At 37.1% G+C, this 15,785-nt stretch carries 11 protein-coding genes; 1 reads left to right on the forward strand and 10 read right to left on the reverse strand.

Annotated features, from left to right (window positions below; translation table 11 throughout):
- Positions 1 to 32 precede the first annotated feature (32 nt).
- Complete coding sequence (gene queG, locus CSC80_RS03450; protein ID WP_099191396.1) at positions 33 to 953, reverse strand: tRNA epoxyqueuosine(34) reductase QueG; 921 nt, start codon at positions 951 to 953, stop codon at positions 33 to 35.
- Between the two features lie 2 nt (positions 954 to 955).
- Positions 956 to 1,978 (reverse strand): Holliday junction branch migration DNA helicase RuvB, encoded by a 1,023-nt coding sequence (gene ruvB / locus CSC80_RS03455; RefSeq protein ID WP_071341258.1) that lies wholly within the window; start codon positions 1,976 to 1,978, stop codon positions 956 to 958.
- Positions 1,979 to 2,173: 195 nt separating this feature from the next.
- On the opposite strand from ruvB, the gene CSC80_RS03460 reads away from it, so the two are divergent.
- Positions 2,174 to 4,438 (forward strand): acyl-CoA dehydrogenase, encoded by a 2,265-nt coding sequence (locus CSC80_RS03460; protein ID WP_099189776.1) that lies wholly within the window; start codon positions 2,174 to 2,176, stop codon positions 4,436 to 4,438.
- On the opposite strand, the gene CSC80_RS03465 is transcribed toward CSC80_RS03460, so the two are convergent.
- The 8 genes from CSC80_RS03465 to CSC80_RS03500 form a co-directional block, all read right to left on the reverse strand.
- Entirely contained in the window at positions 4,435 to 5,262 is an 828-nt protein-coding gene (locus CSC80_RS03465; RefSeq protein ID WP_099189778.1) for a DUF2807 domain-containing protein, read from the reverse strand. The two genes, CSC80_RS03460 and CSC80_RS03465, sit on opposite strands and share 4 nt — an antisense overlap.
- Positions 5,263 to 5,391: 129 nt before the next feature.
- Positions 5,392 to 7,221 carry a cbb3-type cytochrome c oxidase subunit I gene (locus tag CSC80_RS03470; RefSeq protein WP_058103945.1) on the reverse strand — a complete coding sequence of 610 codons (1,830 nt, stop codon included), beginning with the start codon at positions 7,219 to 7,221 and terminating at the stop codon, positions 5,392 to 5,394.
- 62 nt (positions 7,222 to 7,283) lie between these two features.
- Entirely contained in the window at positions 7,284 to 8,387 is a 1,104-nt protein-coding gene (locus tag CSC80_RS03475; RefSeq protein ID WP_099189779.1) for a cytochrome c oxidase subunit II, read from the reverse strand.
- Between the two features lie 36 nt (positions 8,388 to 8,423).
- Positions 8,424 to 9,758 carry a quinol:cytochrome C oxidoreductase gene (locus CSC80_RS03480; protein ID WP_099189781.1) on the reverse strand — a complete coding sequence of 445 codons (1,335 nt, stop codon included), beginning with the start codon at positions 9,756 to 9,758 and terminating at the stop codon, positions 8,424 to 8,426.
- A 15-nt stretch (positions 9,759 to 9,773) separates the two neighbouring features.
- Positions 9,774 to 10,334, reverse strand: a complete 561-nt coding sequence (locus tag CSC80_RS03485; protein WP_099189783.1) for a cytochrome c — start codon at positions 10,332 to 10,334, stop codon at positions 9,774 to 9,776.
- A gap of 2 nt (positions 10,335 to 10,336) precedes the next feature.
- The gene (locus CSC80_RS03490) at positions 10,337 to 10,867 is read right to left on the reverse strand and encodes a DUF3341 domain-containing protein (RefSeq protein WP_099189785.1); all 531 of its coding nucleotides are present in this window, start codon (positions 10,865 to 10,867) and stop codon (positions 10,337 to 10,339) included.
- A gap of 2 nt (positions 10,868 to 10,869) precedes the next feature.
- Positions 10,870 to 12,615, reverse strand: coding sequence for an NrfD/PsrC family molybdoenzyme membrane anchor subunit (gene nrfD / locus CSC80_RS03495; protein ID WP_074671963.1), 1,746 nt, complete (start codon positions 12,613 to 12,615; stop codon positions 10,870 to 10,872).
- A gap of 32 nt (positions 12,616 to 12,647) precedes the next feature.
- Positions 12,648 to 15,767 carry a TAT-variant-translocated molybdopterin oxidoreductase gene (locus CSC80_RS03500; RefSeq protein WP_099189787.1) on the reverse strand — a complete coding sequence of 1,040 codons (3,120 nt, stop codon included), beginning with the start codon at positions 15,765 to 15,767 and terminating at the stop codon, positions 12,648 to 12,650.
- Positions 15,768 to 15,785 lie beyond the last annotated feature (18 nt).

Raw genomic sequence — 15,785 nt, forward strand, 5'->3', positions numbered from 1 at the left:
AAATGCCTACGAAAACGATTGAGGAAATGAAATTATTTTAGAAATTCAATATTTCTAGTAAGTCCGCCGTACTTTGTTCGTTTAACAGCAGATTTTTTGAAGACCATTTGAAAGACATCCACTGTTATCTCTTCCCAATCCTTTTTGGTCATGCTTAACAACTCTGGATGAGGATTGAATAAAGGCTCATTGTGTGGTTTAGAAAATCGGTTCCAAGGACAAACATCTTGACAAACATCACAACCAAACATCCAATCATCAAAAGACCCCTTCATTTCATTAGGCAACTCATTTTTTAATTCAATCGTAAAATAAGAAATGCACTTACTGCCGTCTACCACGTATGGTTCAACTATAGCTTGTGTGGGGCAAGCATCTAAACACGCAGTACAGGTACCACAATGATCGGTAACAGCATTGTCATATTCTAAATCAATATCTACGATCAATTCGGCAATAAAGTAAAAGGAACCAACCTGCTGCGTTAAAAGATTACTGTTCTTACCAACCCAGCCCAAACCACTTTTTGCTGCCCAAGCCTTATCGAGCACTGGAGCAGAATCTACAAAAGCACGGCCATGGACCTCGCCTATTTCTTCCGTTATGAATTCTTGTAATTGCCTAAGTTTGCCTTTTATGATGTGATGATAATCTTGACCGTAAGCATATTTTGAAATTTTGTAAGAATCTTCTCGTTGGGTTTTTTCAGGAAAATAATTTAAAAGCAAGGATATGACAGACTTAGACCCTTCCACCAATTTTCGCGGATCTAATCTTTTATCGAAATGATTTGCCATATAGCTCATTTCCCCATGCATATTGTTGTTGAGCCATTTTTCCAATCTTGGCGCTTCTTCCTCTAAGAAATCCGCTTTAGATATACCACATGATAAAAAACCGAGGCGTTTGGCTTCGGTTTTAATACTATTGGTCCATTTAGATTTGATATCTATACTCAAAATAATCCTGGTTGAATTCCACCTTTGATTCTTCCTAAATGTTTATAAGCCATTTCTGTAACTTCTCGACCTCGGGGTGTTCTCATAATAAACCCTTGCTGAATTAAAAAGGGTTCATATACTTCTTCAATAGTTTCGGCACTTTCAGACACAGCGGTCGCCAAAGTTGTTATCCCAACAGGACCACCTTTAAACTTATCTATAATGGTCGTAAGAATTTTGTTATCCATTTCATCTAACCCATGGGCATCTACGTTCAAAGCTTTTAAACTGAATTTAGAAATTTCCATATCAATAGCACCATTGCCTTTAATTTCCGCAAAATCTCGTACCCTACGCAAAAGGGCATTACATATTCTAGGAGTACCCCTACTTCTACCGGCAATTTCTATAGCAGCATCTTGAGAAATAGGAACCCGTAAAATTTCCGCACTTCGTTCTACTATAGTGGACAACAGTTCTGTAGAATAATACTGTAACCTACTTTGAATGCCAAACCTAGCTCGCATAGGCGCTGTTAGCAAACCTGAGCGCGTTGTAGCACCAATTAAGGTAAACGGATTCAAATTTATTTGAACAGACCTGGCATTTGGGCCTGTTTCTATCATGATATCTATTTTGTAATCTTCCATTGCGGAATACAAGTATTCTTCTACTATGGGGCTCAGTCTATGTATTTCATCAATGAACAATACATCTCTTTCCTCTAAATTGGTCAACAACCCTGCTAGATCTCCAGGCTTGTCCAATACAGGACCAGAGGTAATCTTGATCCCAACACCAAGTTCATTTGCCAAAATATTTGCCAAGGTTGTTTTACCTAATCCCGGAGGACCGTGAAACAAGGTGTGATCCAATGCTTCACCTCTTCTATTGGCAGCTTCAACAAACACCTTAAGATTTTCGAGCACTTGTTCCTGACCAGTAAAATCATCAAAATTTACAGGTCTCAATGCTCTTTCAATATCAAGCTCCTCATTAGAGAAACCTTCCGCAGATGGGTCTAAATACTCGTTCATACACTAACAAAGATAGACAAACACGCGGTAACTTTGAGCCAAATCATTTTCCTAAATAGGATTTTAACCAAACTAAAATAACTTAAAAGCAGCCCCATCAAAATGAAGACATACCATCTGTAATATTTAAAATAGAACATAGGTATTGTCTATTCAGATGAATTCAATATCAAGTAAAAATTGTAATTTCATTGTATGACAACAGAAATTTATACCGCATCGGTTTTACAGTACATACCTGTATTTTATATTATTTGGTCAGATGATCTTTTATCTGCATCGGAAATTAACGTGGCAGAAAATGCCATTTCAGAAGATAGTTCACTAACACTTGCCGACAAGAAACTATTAAAATCTTGGTTAGATGTTAATAATCCTCCCAAGGATAGTGTTCTTAAATCTTGGAAACAATTAATTGCCAATAGCGGTGTTAAATTGGTGGAGCACAACACCTATCCTTTAACCGCATTCAGCGAGAAAGTGGCTACACACTATCAAGGGGAAATACCATTTAATGAATGCATAAAAAATATTGAGGTCAATTTGGGTATACAACCCAATCACTACAACCATCTTTTTGATGTTCAAATTGACCTAGATCCAAAATCGGCACAATATTTAGCAAAGCATATAGACTCCATTTTAAAAGGTGAACATGTCCAAACGATAGACCAATTTAGGTCTACATTAAAAGACCCTATTTTTTCTTGGCAGATACGAAGAAACAAAGAAGATTTTAGACAGCACGTTCTAGAACAAGTGAAATTTCTAGCACAAAAAGGTTATGGCGCTATGGCATATTCTGAAGACTATGGCGGAACCGATAATATGGAAGGTTACGCTCATATTTTTGAAAATATGATTTGGGCAGACGGAAGTTTAGCCATAAAATTTGGTGTCCAATTCGGTCTATTTGGGGGTAGCATACAAAAACTGGGCACAAAAAAACATCACAACACGTATCTAGCAAAAGCCGGTAAAGCATCATTGTTAGGATGTTTTGCAATGACGGAAACCGGTCATGGATCCAACGTACGCGGTATTAAAACAACAGCAACCTACAACAAGGAAAAAGATACCATTGTAATACACACACCGGGTAGAAATGACAATAAAGAGTATATAGGCAATGCCCTACACTCACAAATGGCATCTGTTTTTGCCCAATTGATCGTTAACGGAAAAAATGAAGGGGTACACGCCATATTGGTACCATTAAGAAATAAAGCACATGAGCTTTTACCAGGCATTACCGTAGAAGACAATGGTTATAAGTTAGGGTTAAATGGTGTAGATAATGGCAAAATATGGTTTGATCAAGTAGAAGTGCCTAAAGAAAATTTGCTGAACAAGTATGGTACTATTCTAGCGAACGGTGAATATTACTCAGAGATAAAAAATCCGAATAAAAGGTTCTTTACCATGCTGGGAACGTTGGTTGGCGGTAGAATTTGCGTTGCGAGAGCCGGACTTGGCGGTGCTAAATTTGCTTTGACCGTCGCCATAAAACATGCTTTAAAAAGAAGACAGTTCAATGATAGTGTAAAAATACAGGAAGACCTTTTAATGGATTATCCCTCGCATCAATTACGCTTAACCCCATTAGTTGCCAGTGCCTACGTTTACCATTTTACCTTAGATAAAATGATGTCGTTATATTGTGACGAGTCTCAACCGGACAAGAGAAAAATTGAGACGCAAGTTGCTGGTTTGAAATCTATCATAACCTGGTATGCCAATGACACTATACAAGAATGCCGAGAGGCTTGTGGTGGCAAAGGCTATCTTATAGAAAATCGTATTGCAGACTTGAAAGGCGATGTGGATATTTTCACCACTTTTGAAGGCGACAACAATGTGCTATTACAGCTCGCCGCAAAAGGGGTTTTATCAGATTTCAAAGCCGAATTCAATAGCGCAGGATTTTCTACCGTTTTGAAACTTTTAAGCTCACAATTAAGTGATAAACTATCGACCATAAATCCAATGTACTCCAATAAAACCGACAAGGATCATTTATACAATCCTAAATTTCATGTACATGCCCTTGAGTATAGAACAAGAAGATTAACCTATACGCTTGCTATGCGCATTAGAGGATATATTAAAAAAGGAATACCCTCTTACCAAGCGTTCTTAAAGGTGCAGACACATTTAATGACACTTGGTAAGGCTTACAGTGCAGAATTGGCCTATAAATCATTCTTAGAGCATACCAACACAATTACGGATCCTGACTATAAAACACTTTTTGAAAAAATTGGAACATTGCATGCTTTATATGAAATTAGAAAAGATGCATCATGGTATCTAGAACAAGGCTACCTGGGAGGAACAAAATCCAAAGCCATACGCCAAAGAGTAGAACGACTATGTACCGAACTTAGACCTCATTTAAACACCTTAATAGACGGTTTTGGCATACCAGACCACTTTATGACCGCACCAATTGCCAATTAGTTCTTCTCCTTTTCCAATCTAGAAGTATCTAAAAAATCCAAAATGGTAATCTCCGCATCACCGTATAACTTAGTTCTAGTAGCACCTTTAGAACTAAGTTGTATGGTATTTAAGGCACGAACTTCAACATCAGGTGAATCTTCGGCAATTACCAACACATCATTTGATTGTAAGTTAGAAGCTTTAAGGGCACTATTTCCATATAATTTCGCCATTAAAAAATCTGAAGTTCCTTCAACTTTAGCAGAGGCATTTTTATACATATAAATATTATTGCTTTCACCGGTGGTATATAACTTAACATCTATTCTATCCTTTAAAACGATATTTAAAGAATCACTTGCCAAATTAAAATCACCAGAACTAATTTCCTCCATATTGACATCAATAATATCAGCAGTAGCGTTTAATTCCAATCTTGAAGTGCCAAAAGTCTGCACCCTAAGTTTATCCGTAGAAATAACATCCTTCATACTGATTTTACCGTTCAACATTTTAATACTGTTCAACTCTTGAAAAAAGATGGTAATCTCCAATTTTCTCTTAGAGGTAATATTGTAGAATGAAGAAATTTTTAACACCCCGTTATCCACCTTAAACTTCAGTACATCTACCAGATTGTCATCAAGCTCTAGGGCATAACCTTCATGTGATGCCTTTTGAATAACAATATCTAAATCATCTGCCAACTCAATTCCATAAAACGGTTCTAGGTCCTCTCTAACCTCAATAACATTCTTATTACCTTTAATTTTAGGCTTACGTTGTGAATAGCTTGTAACCCCAACTATTAATGTTACAAACAGAATAGCGAACTTTTTCATATAACTATATTTTTAAATGAAGGTATTTAAATTTATGCAATAATAGAACAACTTAATAATATCCTCATAGTAATATAAAAAAAAGCCCAACTAAGTATAGTTGGGCTTTTATATAGAATATGATATTTTCTAGTGATTTAATTCCTCTTCATTTTCTTGCAAAGGAATATGTTGTGGTACGTAATCCTGACCAGCAATGATATACTCACCGTTCTCATAGACCTTACTATAATCATAAGCCCATCTATGTACTTCAGGTATTGGTCCATCCCAGTTACCATGAACATGCTTTTGATCTGTTGTCCATTCCAATGTGTTGGATTTCCATGGATTTTTAGGACCTACTTTACCATAGAATATGCTATAGATAAAGTTAGCAACGAATACCAATTGAGCTGCTGCTGCAATAATAGCAAAAACAGTCATCAATACTTGAATATTAGTTAACTCATCGAACATAGGAAAAGCAGTGTTTTCATAGTACCTTCTTGGAACACCAGCCATACCGACAAAATGCATTGGGAAGAAAACGCCATAAGCACAAACAGCAGTTACCCAAAAGTGAACATAACCAAGATTCTTATTCATTAATTTTCCTTCAAACATTTTAGGGAACCAGTGATAAACTCCGGCAAAAAGACCATAAAGTGCAGATATACCCATTACCAAGTGGAAGTGAGCTACAACGAAATACGTATCATGAACGTTAATATCCAAAGTACTATCTCCTAATACTATACCCGTTAAACCACCCGTAATAAAGGTGGATACCAAACCAATTGAAAACAACATAGCCGGATTCAACTGAAGGTTACCCTTCCACAAAGTAGTAATATAGTTAAACGCTTTTACCGCTGATGGTATAGCAATTAATAGAGTTGTAAACGTAAATACAGATCCAAGGAACGGATTCATACCTGATATGAACATGTGGTGACCCCAAACTATGGTAGACAAGAAAGCAATTGCCATAATTGAGGCAATCATAGCTCTATAACCAAAAATTGGTTTACGAGCATTAGTTGACATTACTTCTGAGGTTATCCCCAATGCCGGCAATAATACAATGTACACCTCTGGGTGACCCAAGAACCAAAATAAGTGCTCAAATAAAACAGGAGAACCTCCTTGGTAGTGTAACACTTCACCTTGAATAAATATATCTGACAAGAAGAACGAAGTACCAAAACTTCTATCCATGATCAAAAGTAATGCTGCTGACAATAGAACAGGGAAGGAAATCACACCAATTATGGCTGTGATAAAGAATGCCCAGATAGTCAAAGGTAATCTAGTCATTGACATTCCTTTTGTTCTAAGATTAATTACGGTTACAATATAGTTCAACGAACCAATAAGGGAAGACGCAATAAATATTGCCATAGACACCAACCACAATGTCATACCCATACCAGAACCTGGTTGCGCCATTGGCAGTGCACTTAATGGAGGATAAATTGTCCAACCAGCTGCGGCAGGTCCTGCTTCTACAAACAATGAAATAATCATTATAATACTAGATACAAAGAACATCCAAAAAGAAACCATGTTAAGGAATCCTGATGCCATATCTCGTGCACCAATTTGTAATGGAATTAAAAGGTTACTGAATGTACCACTTAAACCTTGCGTAAGTACAAAGAACACCATGATTGTACCGTGCATTGTAACCAATGCAAGGTAAACATCAGCATCCATAACTCCACCTGGAGCCCATTTACCCAATAATGCCTCAAATACCGGAAAAGATTCACCTGGCCAAGCCAATTGCATTCTAAACAATAAAGACATTGCAATACCAATGAAACCCATTACCAATACACCCATGATAAAATATTGCTTAGCAATCATTTTATGGTCTTGGCTAAAGATGTACTTTGTTACAAAAGTTTCTTTATGATGATGTCCATGATCGTCGTGTCCGTGATCATCTACATGTGCATGTGCTGTTGCTGACATAATCGTAATCTTATTTTTTATTAATTTTCTTTAAATAGCTAAAATGACTTAAGAATAAAAGATTATTCTCCTACTGATACTGCGCTTAATGAATGAACTTCTGGACTAGATTCATCTTTCATCACCGTTTCGGCAAATGTTGATTGGCTCTTCATCCATGCATTATATTCCTCTTCGGTCTCTACGATAATCTTCATTTGCATATTGTAATGAGATTTACCACAAATCTTGTTACATAACAAAATGTAATCAAATTGCCATGGATCTATAGGTTCACCTGTAGCAGCTGCCTTCTCCGCGCGTATTTTATTTGTTCTTTTCACCTTATCCATGACATCTGGATTGGTTCTCATTTCCTCAGTAGTATAAATTGGTGTAAAAGAAAACTCCGTTATCATACCAGGAACACAGTTCATTTGCGCCCTAAAATGTGGCATATATGCAGAATGCAGTACATCTTGTGAACGCATTTTAAAATTCACTTTTCTACCAACTGGCAAGTGAAGTTCTTTAACGATAACATCATCATGTGCATATGTATCAGCTTCATCCAAACCTAATACGTTAGCCTTGTCAATATCGATCATTCTAACATTTGCTCCACCTAAAACATTATCATCGCCACCATACCTAGCAGTCCAATTAAACTGTTGCGCATATAACTCAACGATTAGTGGATCATCCTCATCATTTACATCCATTATAGTGGTCCAAGTATATAAACCCCACAAAATAAGACCTGCCAAAACTATTACAGGAATTATTGTCCATATAAATTCTAAACGATCATTATCAGCATAAAACAAAGCTTTTTGACCTTCCTTACCAGCATATTTATATCCAAAATAATGAAGTAACGCCTGAGTTATTGTTTGTACAATAAAAATGATAATAAAGGAAACCAACATTAAGTTGTCATACTCTTCACCATGTGCAGAACCCGCTTCAGGCAATAAAAATTTACCATATTTCCAGAAACTGAAAATGGTAATTCCGTATATGAAGACCAAGAACCCAAATAACATATATCCGTTATTCTTGTTATCGGTATCAGTAGCTATCTCGTACTTAGTAGTTTTAAGCTGTGATAATTCAAAGATTTTAGTCAATTGCCAAATGGCAATTGCTACAAGAACAAGAACAGCTAAAGTCAATAATGTCGTCATCGTATATATAAATGTTATACTTTACTTATTAATCAATTAATAGTGAAAGTGTCTACTTTCTTCAATAAACGGATTTCTCTTTGGTTGTAAAGGGGCTGTAGAAAGCGCTCTAAACACCCAGAATATAAATAATCCAGCGAAAAACAATACAGATCCTATTTCAGGAATACCAATGTACCAGTTCTTACCAACTGTTGATGGCATGATAGCATTGAAAATATCCATATAATGTCCTGCCAAAATTACTATACCTGTTAATATTACAAACCAGTTAATTCTTTTGTAATCACTATTCATTAGCAAAAGTACTGGGAACAAAAAGTTCATAGCAACCATACCAAAGAAAGGTAGTTTATAATCAGCTATTCTAGTTACATAATAAGTAACCTCTTCCGGTATATTAGAATACCATATCAACATGAACTGTGAAAACCACAGGTAGGTCCAAAAAATACTAATACCGAACATAAACTTAGCCAAATCATGAATGTGACTATCATTAACATCTGGCAAAAGACCTTTTGATTTAAGATAAATGGTAACCATTGCAATCACTGTAATCCCAGATACAAACATACTTGCGAATATGTACCATCCGAACAAGGTACTAAACCAGTGTGGCTCTACACTCATAATCCAATCCCAAGACATAATTGACTCAGAAATAAGATAGAATACCAAGAAAGCTGCAGATATTCTAAAATTTAATTTAAAATTAGCGTTATCATCAGACTCATCTTGAGCTAAAGATAATCTTCTAGAGTATTCTCTATATCCGATCCAACCTGCTAAGAAAATTGCAGCTCTTATTAAAAAGAATGTTGGATTCAAATATCCAGATTTACCTTGCAATAAGTGATCATGAGCAACTACATCTGCATCCATCCAAATAAATAAATGGTTCATATGTAATACAGAAAGCAACAATATAACGAACACAATAATTCCTCCAGGAACTAGGTATGCCGTAATTGCCTCCATTACCCTAAACAGTAATGGCGACCAACCTGCTTGCGCTGTTCTTTGTATAGCATAGAAAGCCAAAACACCTAGAGCGATCATCATAAAGAAGAAAGCTGCAACATATAAAGCTGACCAAGGTCTATTTTTTAATTGATCTAACAAATGCTGATCATGAGAAGCATCGTGCTCCTCACCATGAGAATCTGCAACAGCATGATCATTTTCTTTTACTGCATGTTCTGCTTCAGCTCCATGTGCATCACCATGACCTTCATCATGACTTGCTACCATTTCTTTCGCTTCTGCTATAGTTCCAGGAGCCATAACAAATCCGCCAATAATTCCTAATGCACCTACTATCATTAGAACTATGGAAGCTATTTTAAGTCTATTTGAAAACGTATACATAGTATTGCTTACCTATTATTTGGTTAAATCTTGTTTCAATTTCATCACATATTCCGATACTTGCCACATCTCTTCAGTATTCATTTGAGAAGCATAGGACCCCATTGAATTCAATCCATAATGGATTGTATAATACGTAGATCCAACCGTCAAGTTTCTTACCGGGTCCGCATAACTAGGAACACCTAATATTTTTTCTCTTTTTACAAGTGTACCTTGCCCATCACCTTTATCTCCATGACAAATAGCACAATAAATAGTGTAAAGTTGACCACCTTTCGCCAAGTTCTTTTCTACATTCATAGAATCTAATGGACTTGACTGAAGCCTAGCCAATTCTTTGCCCTCTGGCGAGTTTTCAATTTCATATGGCAACCACCCTCTATTAATTGTATTCGCCGGCGGCAACATAGCTTCGGACTGGTTTGGTAAAAAATCTGCCTCGCTATAAGCCTCATAACCTACAGACTCATACATGTTAGGCATATACTGATAATTAGGAACACTATCATCTTGACAAGAAGTTGCCACAATAGCTAGACCGAATATTAATGCTAATTTCTTAAAACTGTTCATATTTAATGACTGTTTTTTTCTGATATACTAATTTCAACTGCACCAGTATTCATTAATAAATCTCTTAATTCTTGCTCGTTGTCATGGATTTCAATCTCCATTAAAAAATGATCATCCGTAGTTCTTATATCTGGATTTTCTGCTTCTTTAAAAGGCCACAATCTACTTCTTAGGTAAAAAGTTATTACCATTAAGTGAGCCGCAAAGAAAACCGTCAATTCAAACATAATAGGCACAAAAGCCGGCATGTTCTCCAAATAGCTAAAACTTGGTTTACCACCTATATCTTGAGGCCAATCTTCAATCATGATAAAGTTCATCATTAAAACCGCCACTGTTAAACCTACACAACCGTATAAAAAAGCAGTGATAGCTATTCTAGTTGGCGCTAAACCCATAGCCTTATCAAGACCGTGTACAGGGAAAGGACAATAAACCTCCTCTATATGAAGCTTTGCCGCTTTAACCTTTTTAACGGCAAGCATTAGCACATCATCATCGTCGTAAAAAGCATGTATAACCTTAGATGCCATATTTATCTTTTGTTATTTAATAAAATTGATGCTTGTCCTGCCCAGTCATCACGTTGTGCTCTACCTGGGAAAGAACCTGTAATTGAATCTAAAAGATCATACTCGCTTTCAGTCATTCTAGCGACTTGAGCAAATGTATAGATTCCTATTTCATTTAAAGTAGCCTCCATTTGCGGCCCTATACCTTTAACTTTCTTTAAATCATCCGCTTCTTGTGTAGCAGGATCAAAAGTACCCACAGCACTCAACAAATCAGAAACACCAACTTTATCACCGACGGATGGTACAACTTCACCCATCAATACATCATCAGTTACTGTTTCCTTCACCTCCACTTTAGCCGTTGAGATTTGATATAGAGGTTTACCAGCATCTCTTAACACTTTGTATTTTTCACCAGAAGATTTCAATATAGATTTCACTTCTGCCTGAGCAATTACAGGGAATGTTCTAGAATATAATAAGAACAATACAAAGAAGAAACCAATAGTACCTATAAATATTCCTATATCAACAAATGTTGGTGAGAACATTGTCCATGATGATGGAAGATAATCCCTATGTAATGACGTAACGATAATTACGAATCTTTCGAACCACATACCTATGTTTACCACAATAGAAATAAAGAAAGAGAACATGATACTTGTTCTTAATTTCTTGAACCACATGAACTGTGGAGAGAACACATTACAAGTCATCATTGACCAGTAGGCCCACCAGTAAGGACCGGTTGCTCTGTTCAAGAATGCATACTGCTCATATTCCACACCAGAATACCATGCCATGAACAACTCGGTAATGTAGGCACATCCCACAATTGAACCAGTTAACATGATTACGATATTCATTAATTCAATATGCTGAACCGTGATATAATTTTCTAGGTGACACACCTTTCTCATGATGATCAACAAAGTATTTACCATAGCGAAACCAGAGAAGATAGCCCCTGCAACAAAATATGGTGGAAAGATTGTTGTATGCCAACCCGGGATTACCGAAGTAGCAAAGTCAAAAGATACAATGGTATGTACAGATAGTACCAAAGGAGTTGCCAAACCAGCAAGTACTAAAGACACTTCCTCAAAACGTTGCCAATCTTTTGCACGACCGCTCCATCCAAAACTCAATAAGCTATAAATTTTCTTTTGAAAAGGCAATACCGCTCTATCACGAATCATTGCAAAATCCGGGAGCAAACCTGTCCACCAGAATACTAATGAAACAGAAAGATATGTTGAAATCGCAAATACATCCCAAAGAAGCGGAGAGTTAAAGTTTACCCACAATGATCCAAATTGGTTTGGAATTGGAAGTACCCAGTAAGCTAACCATGGACGACCCATGTGTATAATTGGAAACAAACCAGCTTGAACAACCGAGAAGATTGTCATCGCCTCTGCAGAACGGTTAATAGCCATTCTCCATTTTTGACGGAACAATAATAATACTGCAGAAATCAGAGTTCCTGCATGACCGATACCTACCCACCAAACGAAGTTGGTAATATCCCAAGCCCAGTTTACAGATTTGTTAAGACCCCAAGTACCGATACCGGTAGAGACCGTATAAATAATACAACCTACTCCCCAAAGAAATGCTACTAATGCAATGGAAAAAACTATCCACCAGTGCTTGTTAGCTCTACCTTCTACAGGAGCAGCTATATCCACAGTTACATCGTGGTAGCCTTTGTCTCCAGTTACTAGGGGTTTACGTATAGGTGCTTCGTAATGCGACGCCATAGACTTTTGTTATAATTACTTTCTACTATTGTTTATGCTTCGTTGGTGTTTCTAACCTTAACGTGATAGAAAACATTTGGTTGAGTTCCTACATGCTCCAATAAATGATACATACGGTCACTCGCTTTTAATTCTGATACTTTACTCTTCTCATCATTAACATCACCAAATACAATGGCTCCATTACTACATGCAGAAGAACAAGCCGTTTGGAATTCTCCATCTTGAATAACACGACCATCTCTTTTAGCATCAAGAATTGTTTTTTGTGTTTTTTGAATACACATAGAACATTTCTCAATAACACCTCTTGAACGAACGTTAACATCAGGGTTCAATACCATTTTACCCAAATCATTGTTCATGTGGAAATCAAACTCGTCATTATTATTATATAAGAACCAGTTAAATCTACGTACTTTATATGGACAGTTGTTTGCACAATATCTTGTACCTACACATCTGTTATAAGCCATTTGATTTTGACCTTGTCTACCATGTGAAGTTGCCGCTACAGGACATACAGTTTCACAAGGAGCATGGTTACAGTGCTGACACATTACCGGTTGGAATGCTACCTGAGGATTAGCGGAAGGATCTTCCAACTCACCAAAACCACCTAATGAACCATTATCACCAGACAAACCATCAAAGCCATCTTTTTTAGCGTTGTCACCTTCAAAAGTTTCTTCTGAAGAATAATATCTATCAATACGCAACCAGTGCATATCCCTAGATTTTCTTACTTCAGCCTTACCAACAACAGGAACATTGTTTTCAGCATGACAAGCAATAACACAAGACCCACAACCAGTACAAGCATTCAAATCGATAGACATGTTAAAATGATGCCCTATTGTACGGTCAAAACTATCCCACAAATCAACAGATGTAGCAGGAACCTCTTGGTGATCTAAAGACACCACCGGAACTTCATTCCATTCAGCGTGATCTTTTGTATTAAATATCTCTAAAGTAGTTTCTTTAATGATATCACCTCTACCCATAAGGGTTTTATGCAATTGAATACAAGCAAACTCATGATTACCTGCAACTTTTTCAACACTTACGGATTGAATGTTACTAAACCCTTCATAAAGCTTAAAAGCATTTACTCCGGTCTGCATTTCCTCTTTCAAACCTACAGTTTTACCATAACCAAAAGAAAGACCTACAGTACCTTTTGCCTGCCCTGGCTGAACAACCACAGGAACTTTATCAAGACTAACACCGTTAACGGTAAGCTTAACATAGTTACCATCCATTCCACCGTTAGCAACATTTACATTTTCTACACCTAACTCAGCAGCATCGGCTTTTGAAATAGTCACATAGTTATCCCAAGAAACCCTTGTGATCGGATCAGGGAATTCTTGCAACCAAGGGTTACTTGCCTGCTGACCATCACCCATACCTACTTTAGAATACAAAGTAAGCTCCATACCCTCACTAGTGGTATTCGCTAAACTACGCACCGCTGATGCCAAAGAAGAATTCGGTGCAATTTCTGCCTCATCTTCAACTACATTAACATCTTGCACAACGCCTTCAGCACCAACAACCATGGTGTCAGCTGTAAAGACACCATCTTGCAATGCCTGGTTCCAACTTGCACCATTAAGCACACTGCTGGACCAAGTATCTTTTATATAATCATAATACGTTTGCTCACTTCCCAGTAATTCTAAAACAACCGACTGAAATTGCTTAGTATCAAATAATTCTTTAATTGTAGGTTGCATTAAACTATAATGCCCCTTCTTAACCTGAAGATCACCCCAAGATTCTAAATAATGATTTGCAGCACCGACATATTGCACGGCTTCAGTAGTTTCGTTCCAATTTGTCGAAAAAGCAACACTAAGATCCACTTTAGACAAACCTTCCTTGAAATCCGCAGCATTTGGAAGCGAATACATTGGATTCACACCATCCATTAACAAAGCACCTACTCTACCGGCCTTCATATCAGAAATTAAGGCATTTACGCTTTTCACATTACCTTTTCTAATATACTTAGGAGCACTAGCGTCATATGCCTTACTAGACAACATTTCATTTATCGCCAATACAACGGACTGGGCATTTACATCATCCAAACCAGTTACCACAACTGCATTAGAACCCGCTTTCTTGATTTCAATAGCAATAGAATCTACCAATGCATCATATTCGGATGTATTACCACCCACAGAAGTTCCATTTAACTTACCGTACAACTTAGCTAATACCACTTTCTGCGCACTAGGCTTCATAGCTACACGCTTATCTGCATTGGCACCAGTCAAAGACATGTTTGCCTCTACTTGAATATGCCTAGACATTTTACCGTTCTTTGGCACTCGCCCTCTTGAATAAGCAGCATCATAACCACCACCTTGCCAATCAGCAATAAAATCAGCACCAAAAGAAACAATTACTTCAGCTTTCTCAAAATCATAATCAGCTAAAGCCCTTTCACCATACTTATTTTCAAAAGCGGTCAAAGCTGCATCTTCAGAAATTGCATCGTAAGTTACATGAACAACATTTTCATTAGCCGCAACTAAATCAGACATTAAACGGTCAGTTGACGGACTTGCATACGTCTGCGTAAGTACGGCAATCTTTTTTGAAGAACCTTTAAGAGCCCCCATTTTAGATTTTAACGTAGCCTTCAACACATCCCACTCAACAGGCTCTCCGTTTGCCATAGGTCCCTGCAATCTTGTACTGTCGTACAAAGAAAGAACAGAACCCTGAACCCTTGCGTTTGCGGCACCCCCTATTTTAGCCAAAGTGTTATTCTCCACTTTTATAGGACGACCTTCACGCGTTTTTATCAATATACTTGCAAAGTCAAAACCATTAGCAATTGTAGTTGCGTAATAATTAGCAACTCCAGGTACAATATTTTCCGGCAAAACCACATAAGGAATCGATTTTACAACCGGACCTTCACAAGCCGCCAAAGAAGCTGCTGCGGTACTAAACCCAACATACTTTAAAAAATCTCTACGATTGGTGTTTGTAGAAGACAATGTTTCCTTATCACCCAAGAAATCATCAACAGGAATCTGCTCCACAAATTCATTCTGCTTAAGCGCCTCAACAATGGAATCGTTAGGATTTAACTCCGCTTCGTTCTTCCAATACTTTTTGTTTGATGCCATACGTATTATCTGTAATTA

Source organism: Maribacter sp. 6B07, from assembly GCF_002700155.1.
GTDB lineage: Bacteria > Bacteroidota > Bacteroidia > Flavobacteriales > Flavobacteriaceae > Maribacter > Maribacter dokdonensis.